This window comes from Colwellia sp. D2M02 (assembly GCF_018860755.1).
Taxonomy (GTDB): Bacteria; Pseudomonadota; Gammaproteobacteria; order Enterobacterales; family Alteromonadaceae; genus Colwellia; species Colwellia asteriadis.
On the sequence record NZ_JAHKPW010000078.1, the window covers coordinates 33026 to 50317 of the forward strand.

Sequence of the window (17292 nt, forward strand, 5' to 3'; positions counted from 1 at the left end):
TACTGTCACTCATCAAGGCACTTTTTAAAGTGCCTTGATTGTGATCTTACCCTCATTAATTTTCGTATTAGTTTGCGACTAACGACCCGACTTAATCCTTGAATTCAAGAATAAAAAACATGACTCACGAACCATTTAAAGCGCTTTACCAGCGCGCCGCTGACCGTAAGGGCGGCGAAATAGCCCTTGAAGTATTACTCGGTAAACGTATTCTAGGTAAAAAACTTCTTGATGATAACGCCGCACACGAAAGCGTAGCGCTGTTAACAGACGACAGAGTATTAGCGGCATTTACTAAGCAAATATTCAAATCAGGCTTTGTTTGGCGAGTAGTAGAAAATAAATGGCCAGACTTTGAGGAGGCCTTTTTTAATTTTAATATTGAAAAAGTGCTAATGATGCCCGAAGAAATGCTAGAACGAAAAGCGGCTGACCCTAAAATTATTCGTAACTACAATAAAGTAAAAACCATTAAAGACAATGCACAGATGATTTTTGAGCATCAGCTAAATGGCAAAAGCTTTGCACAATTTATTGCCGATTGGCCAAGTAATGACATTATTGGTTTATGGGATTTTCTTAAAAAAAATGGCGCACGTTTAGGTGGTAACACCGGCCCATACGCCTTGCGATTGCTCGGTAAAGATACATTTATTTTAAGTAGTGATGTTGAAGCGTATTTACGTGCACAACAAATTATTGATGGTGGCTTACAAAGTAAAAAAAGCCTTAACGCAATTCAGGCTTTCTTTAATGACTTGCAACAGCAAAGTGGCTATACCTTAACGCAATTAAGCCGATTAATAGCCTTTGCAAGCGGTGATAATTATATGCAGGTTGACGCCACTTAAAAAGTTTACCTGCACTTACCTTTATTGATAATCAGTCTGAAGCACGGTTATGTTTTTGTAAGTAATAATTATACAACTGCGCTTCATATTGTCCCTGCCATTTATCCCAGCTGCCATAAGGTTTATTGCCACCAATGCCGTATTGAACAAAATGAATGGCATGATCAGCATATTTAGGGTTTTCTACATAAAGCGAATACCAGATTGCCGCATCAACAAAACTCAAACTACTACCCGAAGCTTTAGTATTGACTTGATAATCAACCACACTGCGATAGTAACTATAATTAGCGTATAAATAATTCCACTCAACGTGATTATGGATTAAGTTTAATGTGACTTCCTGATCTGGAAATTCATTATATAAATCAATAAAAACCTTAACTAAAAAACCTTGCTGAAACACAGCCGCTTTAGGGTTTGTCAACTTTATCGTACCGACTGAAATATTGTGCGGCGCAAGTACATATTTACTATGTATTGTACTGGTATAGTTTTTAAGAAGCTGACCTAACTTTTTATTATCAGTTACACGATAAGATGATAATGCAACACTCAAACTATGCCCTTCTGCTCTGTTACTTCTATCTGGCCAAGGGTCAAGCTCTTGTATATATGCTTGTTTAAATTCTGCCATGAATTCATACCAATCTTTTAGCCACTTATTGCCTGACATTAAATACGCTTGTTCAACATGATAAAACCAAGCATGTTGGTCATCTCTCGGTTTAGCAACACGTTTACTATCCTCTATATATGAACGGGTTAGTGTAGCAACACCGTGACCTAAAAATTTTCGCCATGTATTGCCCGCATAAGGGTTAGTGGTCGGCATAACATTATCAAAGTCATCGTCATGGGTATAACCTGAGAGCCACTGCGGTCTAATATTAATTTCAGCTTTCGCCATATTTTGCGCAAAATAGTAATCTTTGGGGTTACCTGAAATAAAAAACTTACGATTAGAGTATGGCCAACCACCAGTGCCACTGGTTGCCAGCTTTCGAGCTAAATCTATACCAAAGTTATCTTGACCAAACCGATAAGCACCATGTAACGGTGAAAAGTCTTTATCTGAATATTGAGGTAACCTAGCTAACTCGGTTTCTGGCTCAGTTAATGGAAAGTAACCACCCAATTCAAGCGTTACACTGGTTTTTTGATAATATGATTGCGGAATAATAGCTACTGGCGGATACTGAAAATGTAATGAAGTACGTGTAATATCTTCATCTGTTTTTTGCTCGGAGAAATCAAACAGTAATTCTTTATAAGTTTGTTTCATATCGTCCAACCAATAATAATCGCCGTTAACAAAATCATTATTCAAATATTGTTTCGACCAGGCAGGATATAACTCTACGTCCAAACTACCATCATCATTGACCTGCAAACCATTAGGAAATCGCTGCCAAAAATCTCTCATAAACACAGCAACTTTAGGGCTGCCAATATAGCCCGCCCCCTGCGAAGTAATACGCTCTCTCTCTAAATTATCAGCTTTAAGCTCTGCAGTCGTTGTTGCACCAACACCATCTAACCTCAGTTGGTGACTTTTATAATAAAGTGGCGCTGAAAAAACCGTATTTAATGCCGAGTTTTGTAACTGAAAATCTGTTTTAACTAAATGGCTATTGGCGTGGATATAAAGCCTGAGCGCCCAACCATGTTTAATATCTGTCGGGCTCATATAATCGGTTTGAGAGGATATTTTAACAACAGTACGTTGTGCACCTAACTCGTCTAATTCAATTTTAATATCCTTATGATTAAACGACTTATCGACAATTCCCTTTTCTGTAGTAAATAACGATGTTAGTTGGCCAGCCGGCGTGGTAATAATTAGCGGATTTTTTTGTATATTAAGGGTAATTAAGCCATTAGAGATTGATATTTCTTCGTCAGTTTCTACCGTACAAACCGAGTTTTTGGCTACTGCATCCGCCTTTCCAGCATGCAAATAAAACCGCTTACTTCCAGTATCGGGCTTACCAGTAGTATACACAGGTAAATCAATAGTGAAGTGTGCCTGAACGTGTCGTAGTGAGCGGTCTTTTGCCCACCAACGGTTTAAAACATTAAATTGTGCTGGGATTACTACCCCTTCATCATTTTTAATATGAAATTCGCCCGCATAAAAATGCTCACCAGGGGGAAGTGGAAACACCATAGAGACAGGGTAATTAACAGCTGCAACACCTGCTGATTCTTTAACAATAAAGCTCGTTAATAGTTGGTCTTTAACCGTGCTTGCTTGCGGATTATGGTAGGAATATTCTGTATCAAAGTGATTTTCCGCTAGGGTGGCTTGCGTCTCACAAACAGGCTCTTCTTCCTTCTCTTTTTCAGGCTCTTTTTCAGGATCCTGCTCTTCACCTTGATCTGTGTCGGTACTTTGCTCGGTCGTTTTTTCTACAATAGGGCTAGGTTTAGCGCTATCACCGCCACCACACGCGCTTAACACTAATAATGCAGAAACAAGAAATACAATACTTAATGTGGTTATTATAAAGTGCTTTAGAGTAAACATAATCAACTTAAGAGCGTAAATGAATAAAATAGTACAGTGCAAAAAATACAGACTACCAAAAACATGCTCTTATTATTGTAGCTGACCAAACTAAGACAACCATCAACATAGCAATAAAAACACCTGCTGAGCCTAAGTCTTTAGCGCGCCCAATTAATTCATGATGCTCTAGCGATATTCGGTCGGCTAATGCCTCTATTGCTGAATTTATTATTTCAGCAAATAATAAAAAAGCTAATGTAAAAATTAGCAATAGCCATTGCGTCAGCGTTGCCGCAACAATAAAGCTAAAAGGCAAGAGTATTACGCATAACAATAGCTCTTGTCGAAAAGCAGCCTCATGCTTAAAAGCCGCCTTAAAACCCAGGAAGGAACAATAAGTTGCTTTCACTATACGCGCTCCACCTGAGCCATTAGGCTTGTTAGCTTTCAACTGCATACTCTATTATTTGCCATCAACTCGACCGTAGCGATCTTCAAAGCGCACAATATCATCTTCGCCTAAATAACTACCAGATTGCACCTCAACCATTTCTAACGGTAACTTGCCTGGATTTTCTAAGGCATGTACAGCGCCAACCGGAATATAAGCTGATTGGTTTTCGGTTAACAATACGGTTTTTTCATCTATGGTGACTTTCGCCGTACCTGAAACAACAATCCAATGTTCTGCTCTATGATGATGCATTTGTACCGACAATTTAGCACCTGGCTTAACGGTAATACGCTTTACTTGGAAACGCTCGCCATTATCAACACTGTCGTATTTTCCCCAAGGTCGATACACTTCGCGATGTAATACCGCTTCAGAGCGTTGCGATTTTTTCAGTTGCTCAACAATATTTTTAACGTCTTGCACTTTATCTTTATTCGCAACCAACACTGCATCAGGCGTATCAATAATCACTAAGTTATCTACGCCAACGGTGGCAATAAGCTTATTTTGACTATGGATATAGCTGTTAGTCGTTTGCTGCGCAATAACGTCGCCTTTTACAACATTTTTGTCTTCATTTTGCTGACACACTTCCCATAATGCAGAATAAGAGCCAACATCACTCCAACCCGCATCAAGAGGAATAACAACCGCATCATCGGTTTTTTCCATTACCGCGTAATCAATAGATTCGCTAGCACAGGCTAAAAAATCGGCTTTATTAGGTCTTAAAAAATCTAAATCATGTTCAACATCAGTCATTGCTGCTTGGCATTGCGCTAGAATATCACCACGATACTTAGCTAGTTCTTCAAGGTAACGTGATGCTTTAAATAAAAACATTCCGCTATTCCATAAAAAATCACCTGACGCAAGATAACCAATAGCCGTTTCTTCATTAGGCTTTTCAACAAACTGAGCTACCTTAAAGGTATTATCTTTTTGCTGTTCGCCTTTTTTAATATAGCCGTAGCCTGTTTCAGCATGTGTCGGCACGATACCAAAAGTGACTAGTTTTCCTTGCTCTGCAGCAATGCTAGCTTGAGCAACCACCTGATGAAAAGTTTCAGTGTCTTTAATTACATGATCGGCAGCCAATACTAACAGCATTGCTTCTTTATCTTGTTTAAGTGCATTTAATGCGGCTAACGCGATAGCTGGCGCGGTATTTCTCCCCTCTGGCTCGAGCAAAATAGTACCTTGCGAAACAGACAATTGTCTTACCTGCTCTGCGACTAAAAAACGATGCTCTTCATTACAAATAAATACGGGATCACTACAATGATTAGGCAAACGCAATAAGGTATCTTGCAACATGCTAGTGTCATTAACTAACGGCAAAAATTGTTTAGGAAAAAGTGCGCGAGAAAGCGGCCAAAGACGTGTGCCGCTGCCGCCGCACATAATTGCTGGGAAAATAGTAGCAGAACTCATGTTTATTCCATTGATGAGGTTATAATGGCGTAATGATAAGCTATAGGCTGATTATTTCATATATCTTACGCCGAAAAATCTCTGTTTATGACGATTAAAGTTAAATGTTGCCAACAAAAAACATCTAAAAATTCACTTAATATAACTAATCATTTCACAATAAAATTATTTAATCGGACAATAATGCCATTGTTCACAAAAACTGTTAGGTAAGGATGGAAAAGCAGGTAGCCCAAGCTCACTCCGATCATTAAAATAAGTATTACTATCACTGACGTAAGATGAGCTATCTTTACCAATAACAATGTTCTTATTTTGAGTCAATTCAATAGCCTGTGACTCTTTAGGTAAAGCTAAAAGATAATTTACGCCCAAGCGTTCCAAGTAAACGACATTATCGGTCATAAGAATGCTATTACGTAGATGTGAAATACCTTCAAGCCCATAACCAATAACCTGACCATTGACTGAATTAGGACCTTGCGCAAGCAAAGAGTTTTTCACCATTAGCTCTCCGCCATTAGGCATATCAATTAAACGACTATCATCAGCTGATAATGAGGCAATAACACTTGCATTAACCACCAAACTTTCACCTCTAACTTTAATGGCATGCCCTTGGCTTTTCGTTGCAACGAAAACAGACTCTTCGATGTAAACAGACGCTTTATTGCTATAAATACCATGAGCTTGTCCATTATGCCCTAGGCGCTCAAAACGACTTTGATATATTTTGATAAACCCCGCTTGTTTGGCAGTTTCTAACACTCCTTCTTGACTACCATGAAAAAAGATATGTTTTAGCGTTAAATTAACGCCTTCTTGACGAATACAAGCACCATTACCGTCTCTATTACTAATACCATGACATTCAATATTATTGACGGTTAGGTTATTGCCTTTACTTAAAATAAAACCTTTACCTTGCGCAATGCCTTTTTGAAAAATAACATGCCCCAAGCCAGTGATAGTAATATCGTGTTTAGTAATAACTAGCGGCGTATGATAGGTTCCTGGGGCAATCAGTAGTTCATCGCCATGCTGTAAAGCCGAAACAGCACTTGTTAGATCGCTATATTCTGTACCATTAACTGAAAACGGTTGAGTAAGATGTTGATCCGCAGGCTGAGGTTTCCAAGCATGAAGCACGCTATCAATTTCATCAGCAACACTTTGCATACGCCCATTGGTTAGCGCTTTATAGTCTTTACTTTTTTGCCATGAGTAATACTCCTGGCTAATTTTTTTAGTCACTTTAGCGATTAGATACGGCTGGGTAAGTAACACACCGAACACTACTAAATGCGCCAATAACCCAGAAACAAATAGGTAGTTCGTTATTATTTTTCTAAAGATGCTTTTCATCGTACTAACCTATCTCTATCATTACTGTTTGTCTGACTCGTTAGGTTTAATTGATACGTACAAAAAGAGTCCGAGGAATACGCCCCAACATAAGGTTTACTCGGTAAATTCTGACAAAAATCAATAGAGTACTCTGCCGATGACTTATCTCGAGGTAAACTTTCAAGCGGTTTTTTCCAAGAAAAATTCCCTATATCGGGAGCCACAAAGTAGTTTGAAAGCGTATCTTTACCCGTTAAAAAATTACGGTTTTCAATTAAATTATTGGCTTGTATAATGGTGGCATTATCACGATTTTTTATTCGACCCGACAGTATGTTATGTTCAACATTGGCAGTACTCTCAGGGTACCTCACATCAATACCTAAAGTGTTATATAAGGTATTATGTGCAATAAGGCTGTTACGTGAACGATTTACATAAATTCCGACGTCATTTGAACAATGCATAATAATATTATGGCGAATAACCCCACCAACATGCTCCGCGCTATTTTGATTACGTCGGTGCTGCTGTAATGAGCCGCCGCCACCTAAAGAAAGTCCCAGTGCAGTATAATCATCGGATAAATTTGCCGCACAAATTACTAGATTGCGTTCAAAAACTCCTTGTTCGGAGCCGCCTTTAAAAAAGGCAGCATAACTGACCTTGTCGCCCGCTGATTTTTGAATATCAAAAATAAAGTTATCACTCACTTGCCAATAGCTAGCGTGCATTAAATCAAAAGGAGTTACCGGATTAGCGGTCTTACGGGGGCTAGTATTGAAAAAAGTATTGTGCTGCACACGACCATAATCAGGATATGAATCACTTACACCATTAACCTTAATCATGGCGTTGAAGTCTTGCATAATATTATTTTTGATGACCGTATGTTGTGCTTTTCCAACCACATGGAACGCATGTTCACATTGCGTGTGGCTTTTACAATTACCAATTAGGTGTAAGTTACTAAATTGCCAGTAAGGCTTATTAACAACAAAGCCTTCTCCTTTAATTAATAACTTTACGGTACCTAATGAGGCAGCTGTGACTTTAATGGGGAAATGACTAGTACCACTGTTACCTATCTGAATGCTAGCTTGATTAATTTTATATTTACCTGGCAATAATAAAACAGTTTGTCCAGGCTTAACCTTTTTTAATGCGGTAAGCAGTTCTGATGCATTAGAGACATAAATATCTTCTAACCTGCTTTGATAGGTGCTTTTTTTATTCGCCCCAGTACCCGACCAATTAGCTAGATCAATTTGTCTAAAATAGTAATTTTCAACTTCAAAATAACTCATCGTATTCAAAATTGGCGCTACAATACGATATAGGTTTGGCTGATTAACTTGTAGGTTATTTTTAACTTTTTCACTAAAAAGCGGAAGAGATAAACCCGTTGAATACACTTTCAGTAATACCACAGCAACAATAACTGCCATAAATATATTGGCAAGTGCACCAATGATAATAAAATACCTTTTTAAGATTGCTACCACGCAGAAACTCCATCTATATAGCGATAATTTTTTAGGTAAAGTAAACCGTTACTGCTTATCAGTTTGTCTTAAAACTCTTTGATAAAGAGCCTGTAAACCTCTATAAAAAACAAACCTACTCACTATTTATCTAACGATTTTATATGATTTAATATTGTCTTTACCCTACATTCCCATGTGTTATTTCTAGCGACACTTTTTCTTTCAGCTAAAGCGGTAGATTGCCCATTTTCATTTAATAATTGTTTAATCTTTTCAATCCACTCTTCGGCACCTTCAGCAATAGAAACAACATGAGAGAACTCTCTAACAGCTTCTATATCAGCAGAAATAACTGGTTTACCCACAGCCAAGTATTCATGAAGTTTTAATGGATAACCCGACGATGCCCAACCACTTTTATCAGATTTATAAATCATGGTATTAATATCAAAATGATGCATATAAGAAGCTATTTCTTCTTTCTTTTTACTTCCTAAATAAAAGCTATTTTTTAAATTTTTTAATTGATTAAAGGCGTGCAAATCTTCTTGTGTTAGATTATTAACAGGCCCAATCAAAACAAACGAAACATCTTGAAAATAATTAGCCAACGCTAACCATAGTGACAAGTCCGCTTTTTGGTTAATCGCTCCAACATAGCCTACTCTCGGCTGAGGAATATTATCTAATTCAGCAGGTTGCTCACACGCATTAGAGAAAGCATCATAATCAACCCCATTAGGTACAAACTTTACTTTATTCTCTGATTGCGATTTTAAATAACGCTCCTGAATAAGTACCGACGAGGTAATGATAAGATCTGCTTGGGTCGATAACCGAGCATCATTTTCTTTCTCATGACTACCGTAACCACTTTGCTTTGAATAGTCATCGTAAGCATGAAAAACTAAGTAATCATGCTTAATATGTTTTACATATTCAAAAAATAATGGATGAAATATATATAAAACTACCGGTTGCTCTTTGGAAATATGCTTAGTGAGTTTAGCTACATAATGCTCTATAGATGTTTTATCAAGCAACGCTACTCTAGGAGTTCTCAAAAATAAGTAGCTAGGGTTAACTACTGTAACATTATCTTGTTTTGTGTGTGCTGCGCTAAAAAGTGAATTAACAAGTTTTCCAAACGTAAAGTGCCACGTAAATAATGCTCCGTTTCCGTATGTAACACTATGTTGCTGACCAATAAGGCTAAATAGTTGCTGTCTATTCATCCAGCGACTTTGCCATTCGTTTGGAGCTAACACGATAAATTGCATCACTTTTCCTTTAGTATTGATTGATAGATACTTTCTATTTTCGCGGTATATGAATTCAATGAATAACGACTCTCTATTATTGTCTGGTACTCTTGAGAGTCGTAACGTTTTTTGCCATTTAAAATTGCAGAGACAGGACCTCTAACAATAAATTTAATTAACAACCATGGTGCAAAAAGTCATTTTAAAAAGCACTTTGCATTAAAGTAACAAATAAATTGTCTATTGCAGTATGAGTATTTATGCCCTTTCGAATAAAAGCTTCGCTATTATTCACCGTCAGAGTGTCACACTCATAATGAACAAAAATTTGTGTTTTTTTTCATTTTTATTTAGTTCGCTTTAGTATTCTGTATAGCGTTGGGTAATCTTCTTCTAATTTATCAACAAACAATTGCTTTTTACTTTTAGCATGCTTTTTCAGCATTTTATCATCATATTTTAGTGCTGACTTTTTCGCTTCATTAACCTCCTCCGCGGTAAGTACTCTAACATTAGACAAAGTATCAGCGATTTTTTTGGTATTATTTTCCCATGAAAAGTGACGCACAGCATACTCTCTCGCTTGTGCTTTTAAGTTTTGAATATTATTTTGATTATCAACATAAAACTTTAACGATTCATGTAAAGAATCAAGCGCAACTTCACATTGCGGCCAATAATAACCATCCCATCGAGACCATAATTTTTCAATATTGACAGCTTTTCCATTTTCACCATGCTCACCAACAAACTCATTCATAGGTCCATTATCGGGTACGATAATAGGTAATCCAGCCGATGCGGCTTCTAATATTGTAAGGCCTATACCGTCTAATCTAGATGGATAAACGTAAACATCTCCTAAATGATATAGACCTGGAGCAGAAACAGTATATTCATGCAACTCTAATGAGCCTGAGCTTAATAGTTTATCTATATCTGCTGCTAACTGAGGAAAAGCCGTTTTGAGGTCTACTTGACTATGCACTATTAATTTAGCTTCGCCCTCTAACCTAAGAAATGCTTTTATTAATAAATCGGTTCCTTTTCTGTAAGGGCTCATGCCCGCAGAATGGAAAAACTTAACCCCTCCTTCATCTCCTTTGTGCTCTTGCGGTTGATAAAGGTTGGTATCTGTTCCCCATGGAAAGAAAAGGCACTGAGGGTGATGCTCAAACACACTACGGTGTCGTTCAGTATTACAAATTAAAAAGTCATAAACCCCAAAACACGGTACAATTTCTTCAGTATAGTAATCAATATATGCCCCTGTTTTGATATTCAAGTCTCGACAAAGAAGAACTGGCGCCCATATTTTTTGCTCATTAAAAAGTACAAGCTCAATTTCGTTGTCTAGTAACCAAGCTCTGAAGTTTTCTAAGTTGATATCTGTAAAAGCAAACGTGAGTGGCTTTTTTGCCCAAGTAACATAATCACCATCCCAATTAGGATCACCTATTGCAAATTCTTCGCCACCACGAGCATAAATAAAGACGTCATGCTCGTGTTCAAGCACTTCTTTAAATTGCTTTGATACATACGCAGCACCTCGCTCAAACCATGTTGTTACAATGCCGATTTTCATAACTTTCCTTATTAATAATTACCAGTTAAATTTCAATTTTGAACGGATATACTCTTTAAATTTTGAAGGAAATAGCTTACTGGTATACCTTCCGATGAACAGGGCAAACTTTTGTAGTCGCACTATGATAAATGCGTCATAGAACAAGTTGATACAATGGCCTAAAGTCTTTCCTCTTCCTTTAAATTCAAACTGACTGTGGTCTGCTGACATAAACTCCGAAATATTTAACTCGTTTAATTTAAATGCATTATTTAGCTTATCTGAGGCTACTGTAGAAGGAGAAAATCCTTTCAACTTAACGAGTACATCCTCAGCACTATTATCTAAAGTTAGAATGGCATCTTGATATCCCAGTCTACCAATGACATTATTTATCTTTGGATCATAAGACAACGCAACAAATGGTATATTAGACATAATGGCAAATAAATTGGCATGCAGTCTCATCGATATCAAACCTTCTAAGCCCTTAATAGACTCTAATGTTTTGGAAAAACAACGCTCGTCACTAAGTTCTATTTTCTCGGGAAACAACTCTAATAATTGTCGATACAAAATTAAATCATCAGATTCATAAGCAAAAAATACAGGTGTAACGCCATCATTCAGCAGCTTTTCAATTATTTCGGCTAGGAAATCAATATGTAAGCCCTTCCATTGTCTAAAAGCTAATCCTACTCTGCTTGTTTTCTTTGCTTCATGTTTGGTTAATTGGCTATTGATCAAATATATTGAATCACTTCCTAATTCGCATTTATAACTATATTCACCATAAGCATTATTTGACGCATTCAACGACTCAATATCTCTATAATTAATTCGTTGTACGCTATCTAAGAATCGATGACCCAAAGTATGGCCATAGTCCGAGCTAATAGGGCCAAAGCCTACTCCTGTAGCCAATGACGGTATTTTGTAATACTTTGCTATGGCTGCAATAAGGGTACAGTGCTCCATTAGTTTGGCACTATGAACGTCTTGCAGAATTCCGCCCCCTACAAAAATAACACGATCCATTTTTCGAATCGTAGCAACTAATATAAAAAAGTCTTTGGTTGTAATAGGCCTCCCTGGATACGTACATTTTAAGTAGTGGTAAGATTTACCTAAATATTGTTCACTTACATCAGGCTGTCCTGTGGCAATATATATTTCTGTACTATCATTTTGAATTTGCTGAGCGACCGCTGCACCTATGGCTTCGTCACCGACGTTCAACCCACCTATATAGCCTACTAACAATACTTTTTTCATACTTTCATCTTTTATAATCATCATCCTTAAACCACAGTAGGGACATGCCACCTACCAAACCTTTTAACTAGCTTTCAACAACTTAACCTTTATTTTATTTCGAATACTAATCAAATTTAATCTCACAAATTGAGATAAATCTGACTCGGGAAAAAGTCTTAGATATATCAAGGTGAAGAAACTATAAATGACTATACCTATTATGGCTTTCAGTAGCAGCATTAATAAATTACTTCCCAAACTCACGACTTGTAAATAAGGAAGAAGTAACTCAATACTTATGTACATTAGTAAGCTAGTAAAAACAGGGAACACAAATACCTTGGCACATTTGATGAGAGATATAGATAAATATCTACTCACAATTAAAAAACTTAATGGCATGGTAATGAGTGATACAAATAAAATAACAAGTGATGCTCCAAGTGCTCCAGAGCGCTCAACGAAGTACAATAAGAGAGGGATAATAAATATAATGCGCACAAGAGATATTAATGACGGTATATTTGGTTTACCAATAACAACAAAAACAGTACCAATATTTTGTACCGCACACCGACTAAAACCGTAGAGAGATAATATAGCGATGATAGGGATTATTGGTTGCCACTGGTCCCCTAGCCCTAACTGAACAATTTCTGGGGAACATATTGAAATCCCCACCGACACTGGCGCACTAACGAAAATAATAATTTCCGTGATCTTTAAAAACGTCACTCTAAGCTTTTCAATATCATTTTTTAATTTCGCATAACCTGGAAAAATAGAACGACTCAGAGGGAATAATAATTCTGTTGTTGGCAAATTTGAAATTTCATAACCTACAGTATAATAACCTAGTTGCTCAGCACTTGATTGTTTACCAACGATAATGTCAGTAACCTTATGGTTGAAGAAAATAAGTAAGTTATTAAGTAGTAGCCATTTAGAAAACTTGAATAACTCCTTAGCTTCACTTAATTCTAACTTAGGCCTGTATGGGTGCATTAAAAACGACATGAAAGTCTTAGCAATTGCATTAGCATACATACCTATCACTAATGCCCAGTAGTTTTCTAAATAAAATGTAAAACCTATGGTTATAACAAAAGAGAATAATTTTGAATACACCTCAAGCGGAAACTCTTTGGCTAAATCCAACTCTTTTCTATACAGAACAAATCCAATATTTTGTACTGCGGTGATAAATGGCAACAAAGCTACAGCAAGCACCAATTCCTCTACTCTTTGATCGTTATAATACGTAGCGACTAAACCACTTACAGAGACTAATACAGTAGAGAGTATTAATCCCATTATTAACTTTAGGGTCCATGCAGAATTTAAGGTTTTATTCGTGACGTTATCTTTTTGAATAATATTTAAATCAAAACCAAAACTGGTGAACACCTCAAGAAAAGCCACAACAATCATACACATAGCAATTACACCAAAATCTTCTGGTGCTAATAACCTTGCTAAAATGACGGTGCTTATTAATCCTAAAGATTTAACTAAGAACTTAGTGAATACAGCCCAACCTGCTCCAATTGCAATTTTTTTATTGAGAGCATCCATTAATCAAGCGCCCTTAGTAATAAATCTAGTTGCTGTGTTTTGGCATAACGAGAATAACTTGCACTCTGCCTTTCGCCGTCTGTTTGTTGTTCCAACATACGTGAAATGGCTCGCTTAATATTTTCACTCGTTTCAGCGACTTCTGTTGCCGCAACAGTACTTAGTAATGTTCCTGTGGCGCCTTCTTCTGGCGTGAGCGCGAGTATAGGTTTATTACAACGAATATACTCATAAGCTTTACCCGGAATTTGATTATTAAAAAGCTTGCCCTGAATTAACACCAACGCATTGGCTGACATCATTTCAGCTAACGATTCTTTATAGGCAATATTGGCTCTAAACTCTACGATATCTTCAATACCTAGTTCATTAACCTGAGATTTAACCGCTGGACTATTCACTGCTCCTCGAAAAGCCAAAACAAAGTTGCTACTGTCAATAACGCCTTCATTTTTAAGCACTGATAATGCACTAAATAAAGCTTGGGGATCACGTCCTTGAGGGTAAATTGCGCCACTATGCAATAGCGTAAAACGAGAGCTATCAACCGTTGCTACAGTAGGTAAATCATTAAAGTTAGCTTCATCAAAGCCGTTTTCAATCACGCAAAACTTAGATAACTTTTCGTCGGGATATAATCGTCGATAAAGCTGCGCTGATCGCTCAGTAGTAAACACCGCCTTGCTACAATGAGTTATTGTTTTCTTTTCAATCCACTTTGCGACAAAGCTGTATTGCTGAGCATTACTGTCATAACGACACTGTAAAGGGTCACGATAGTCTGCTACCCAGTTAATTTGACTATGTTGATGCAATTTATAAGCAATATAATGCGCCGTAGAAACCGGGTAAGTTGACCAAATAATATCTGGCTTATATTTGGCAATTAATTTTTTGCCTAATGGTACAGCACTAATAGCCCAGCTCCACCAACGATCTGGCACTTTACTCCAAGAAAAGTATTTACCTTTAATTGATAAGTCTCTTGCTGAGTCGAGTGACTTACAGCGATAAACTTTAATGGACTCGGGTATTTTTATATTGCTATCCACTGACCCATAAACACTTTCATTTACCGTTAATACTATTGGTTGCCAACCCAGATCAGCTAAGTACTCAGCAAACTTTAATGTTCTTTGGACACCTGCACTTTGACAAGGCGGAAAGTCTAACGCAACCATAAGAATGGTTTTCTTTTGAGGTAAACTCATTTACCAATTAACCTTGTATATTTTTCATTAAAATTTAACGCTAAACGTAAATTAAACTTGAACTCGGTAACATCCCACGGGGTGAACCGACTCAATGAAAACAAATTATTATTTTTAGGGGAGATACAGCCCCAGTCAGTACTAAATGCGGCGGTAAAGCCACACTCTTTAGCTATTCGTTGATGGTTATCATTAAAATCGACCTGATATTTGCCATTAGGGTAAGCAAGAAAATTGACCGGTTTATTAGTTATTTTCTCTAAGTACTGTTTTGAAAGCATCATCTCAGATTGTACTGTTTGGTCTTGTTCACAAGTTAATATTGGGTGGTTAACGGTATGCGCACCAATTTCCATTCCTGCTTCAGAAAGAGCAAATATTTGTTGCTCACTCAAAAATTGATGTTTGAGTTGAGGTTTACCTGTTTTATTTAATAACTGCTCAATTAAATGATTACGCTCATCATTGCTTTGATATTTAATTATTTTAGCTATTTTCTTAACGCACTCTATTCGTTGACTATAGGTAGCAACAGGGTAATTTACCGCTAAATAAACTAATGTTTCATCACTAGCAGGTAACTGCATAATTGCTGATGAAACCAGCTCATCCCACAAATAGCCTTGCTGTATTCCTGAGGTACTAATAAAGAATGTCGCAACTAGCTCATGTTTTTGTAACAAAGGAAATATTTTAGTGTAACTATCTGAGTAACCATCATCTATGCTAATCGCTATTGATCGTTTAGGTAACTTACCTTGCGCCTGTAGTGCTAAGCCCTCAGTTAAGCTAATAGGGTTAAAATAACGCTTAAGCCAAACAAGCTGCTGCTCAAAGAGTTTTTCGTCCATACATAGCTGATTATACGACTCACCAACACGGTGGTATGTCAGTACTGTTAAGCTATTTCGGCTAACTAACGCTGAAATAATACTAACAAACAACTTAATCGATATTTTATGCATATCGATGTCCTTCCCTTTTAATAGCGACTTTCGTTTCTTTTCTTTTAATTAACTCGCATAAGATATGTGCTAACGCAAAAATAGCAAACGAGAGATCAAAGTAAGGTAAACTCAATGCCGCACCACCCGCACAATAAGCAATTAAAGAAACCTTTAACATACGTGCTAAGCCAATAAGCCATTCATCGTCTGTATTACGCGTGACCCAGCTTAATTTTCTATAAGTGATGAGGAGAATACTTAAAAACATAATTAACCCCACAAAACCTAAATCACCCAGTACCTGAAAATAAATACTATGTGCCGCTTTAGCTTTAGGAAAGTGAATACCTGTGGTATCAACAATAAAGTTGAGTTTATAAAAATCAGGCTCGTATAACATCCATAATCCTTGGTTTTGCCCTGCTTTAAAACCAGCGCCAAAAATAGGATTATCTAGTGCCATCAGTGTTGCTTGCTTCCATGCCATGGCTCGACCTAAAAACGACGTATCTTGGTCCATTGTTTCTATGGTATTCATGCGCCCAGTCCACTCATCAGAAACAAAAGCGCTACTGACACCAACAGCTACAACAAGAAAAATCGAAACCAGTAGTTTACGTTTACTTTGTAGAAAAAAGTAACCGCCAACCACAATGAGTGCAAGTGTTCCGCCACGAGAATAAGAGCCGAGAATAGCAACAATATTAAAAGCCACAGCCCCCATTAATGCCAACCTAAGCCATTTAGATTTGGTTTGGCTTAATAAAAACATAATCAATGGAATGGTCATATTTAAAGCTAATGCTAATTCGTTTCGATCCTCTAACCGACTTCCTGGAATACCAGCAACTGTATGTCCACCAGCAGTAACAATATACTTAAGCCCTTCAGCAGCGCCAAAATAAGCTGCCGATAAACAAATAGCCCAAAGAAAAACATTGATGTGATGTTTAGTTTTAATGACAAAAATACAAAGGAAGTAAAAAATAATGATTTTGAGGAAAATATTCCATTCAAACCAAACAATGCTAGGGTTAGATAGCGTTAAAGCACTTGAAATTGTCGACCAAATAAAAAAGATTAAAATTAAAACCGTTAGCCCTGAAGCTTCAGTTTTAACTTTATTTCTTTGAAAGAAATAAGAGAGAATTGTCGCAAGCGCAATAAGCATGTTATAGCGTAACGACGAGGCAAACCCCCACACCCAACCGTTAGGGAAAAACATCGCACTCCAGATCCATAACGATACGCCAATGTAGGGACGCTTGAAGATGAAATATAATAAAGCAGGGAAAACTAAAACTAAAAATATATCGCGCAACTACTTGTCCTCGTTATCATTTTTAACAGCCCAGTAGCATAAAAATGCGATAGATATTAAGTTAACT

At 37.1% G+C, this 17292-nt stretch carries 13 protein-coding genes; 1 reads left to right on the forward strand and 12 read right to left on the reverse strand.

All coding sequences use genetic code 11. The features are described from left to right. Nucleotides 1-119 precede the first annotated feature (119 nt). Nucleotides 120-851, forward strand: coding sequence for a DNA-3-methyladenine glycosylase I (locus KO495_RS15275; RefSeq protein WP_215981276.1), 732 nt, complete (start codon nucleotides 120-122; stop codon nucleotides 849-851). 31 nt (nucleotides 852-882) lie between these two features. Here the strand turns inward: KO495_RS15275 and KO495_RS15280 are convergent, their stop codons facing one another. The 12 genes from KO495_RS15280 to KO495_RS15335 form a co-directional block, all read right to left on the reverse strand. Further along, nucleotides 883-3381 (reverse strand): hypothetical protein, encoded by a 2499-nt coding sequence (locus KO495_RS15280; protein WP_215981277.1) that lies wholly within the window; start codon nucleotides 3379-3381, stop codon nucleotides 883-885. 52 nt (nucleotides 3382-3433) lie between these two features. Further along, nucleotides 3434-3820: a diacylglycerol kinase gene (locus tag KO495_RS15285; RefSeq protein WP_215981278.1), complete on the reverse strand. Its 387-nt coding sequence runs from the start codon at nucleotides 3818-3820 to the stop codon at nucleotides 3434-3436. Nucleotides 3821-3826: 6 nt separating this feature from the next. Continuing rightward, nucleotides 3827-5251 (reverse strand): mannose-1-phosphate guanylyltransferase/mannose-6-phosphate isomerase, encoded by a 1425-nt coding sequence (locus tag KO495_RS15290; RefSeq protein WP_215981279.1) that lies wholly within the window; start codon nucleotides 5249-5251, stop codon nucleotides 3827-3829. 165 nt (nucleotides 5252-5416) lie between these two features. After that, complete coding sequence (locus KO495_RS15295) at nucleotides 5417-6616, reverse strand: hypothetical protein (RefSeq protein WP_215981280.1); 1200 nt, start codon at nucleotides 6614-6616, stop codon at nucleotides 5417-5419. After that, a complete protein-coding gene (locus KO495_RS15300; protein WP_215981281.1) occupies nucleotides 6613-8103 on the reverse strand; it encodes a chondroitinase-B domain-containing protein in 1491 nt (496 codons plus the stop codon). Before KO495_RS15300 ends, KO495_RS15295 begins: the two co-directional genes overlap by 4 nt. 122 nt (nucleotides 8104-8225) lie before the next feature. Beyond that, nucleotides 8226-9365 carry a glycosyltransferase gene (locus KO495_RS15305; RefSeq protein WP_215981282.1) on the reverse strand — a complete coding sequence of 380 codons (1140 nt, stop codon included), beginning with the start codon at nucleotides 9363-9365 and terminating at the stop codon, nucleotides 8226-8228. A 328-nt stretch (nucleotides 9366-9693) separates the two neighbouring features. Beyond that, complete coding sequence (locus KO495_RS15310) at nucleotides 9694-10932, reverse strand: glycosyltransferase family 4 protein (RefSeq protein WP_215981283.1); 1239 nt, start codon at nucleotides 10930-10932, stop codon at nucleotides 9694-9696. A gap of 18 nt (nucleotides 10933-10950) precedes the next feature. Continuing rightward, the gene (locus KO495_RS15315; RefSeq protein WP_215981284.1) at nucleotides 10951-12189 is read right to left on the reverse strand and encodes a polysaccharide pyruvyl transferase family protein; all 1239 of its coding nucleotides are present in this window, start codon (nucleotides 12187-12189) and stop codon (nucleotides 10951-10953) included. A 63-nt stretch (nucleotides 12190-12252) separates the two neighbouring features. Next, the gene (locus KO495_RS15320) at nucleotides 12253-13746 is read right to left on the reverse strand and encodes a lipopolysaccharide biosynthesis protein (RefSeq protein WP_215981285.1); all 1494 of its coding nucleotides are present in this window, start codon (nucleotides 13744-13746) and stop codon (nucleotides 12253-12255) included. Continuing rightward, a complete protein-coding gene (locus tag KO495_RS15325; protein WP_215981286.1) occupies nucleotides 13746-14957 on the reverse strand; it encodes a glycosyltransferase in 1212 nt (403 codons plus the stop codon). The genes KO495_RS15320 and KO495_RS15325 overlap by 1 nt, the downstream gene beginning before the upstream one ends. Further along, on the reverse strand, nucleotides 14954-15922 hold the full coding sequence (locus KO495_RS15330) for a polysaccharide deacetylase family protein (protein WP_215981287.1): 969 nt from the start codon (nucleotides 15920-15922) through the stop codon (nucleotides 14954-14956). The genes KO495_RS15325 and KO495_RS15330 overlap by 4 nt, the downstream gene beginning before the upstream one ends. After that, the gene (locus KO495_RS15335) at nucleotides 15915-17225 is read right to left on the reverse strand and encodes a putative O-glycosylation ligase, exosortase A system-associated (RefSeq protein ID WP_215981288.1); all 1311 of its coding nucleotides are present in this window, start codon (nucleotides 17223-17225) and stop codon (nucleotides 15915-15917) included. Before KO495_RS15335 ends, KO495_RS15330 begins: the two co-directional genes overlap by 8 nt. Nucleotides 17226-17292 lie beyond the last annotated feature (67 nt).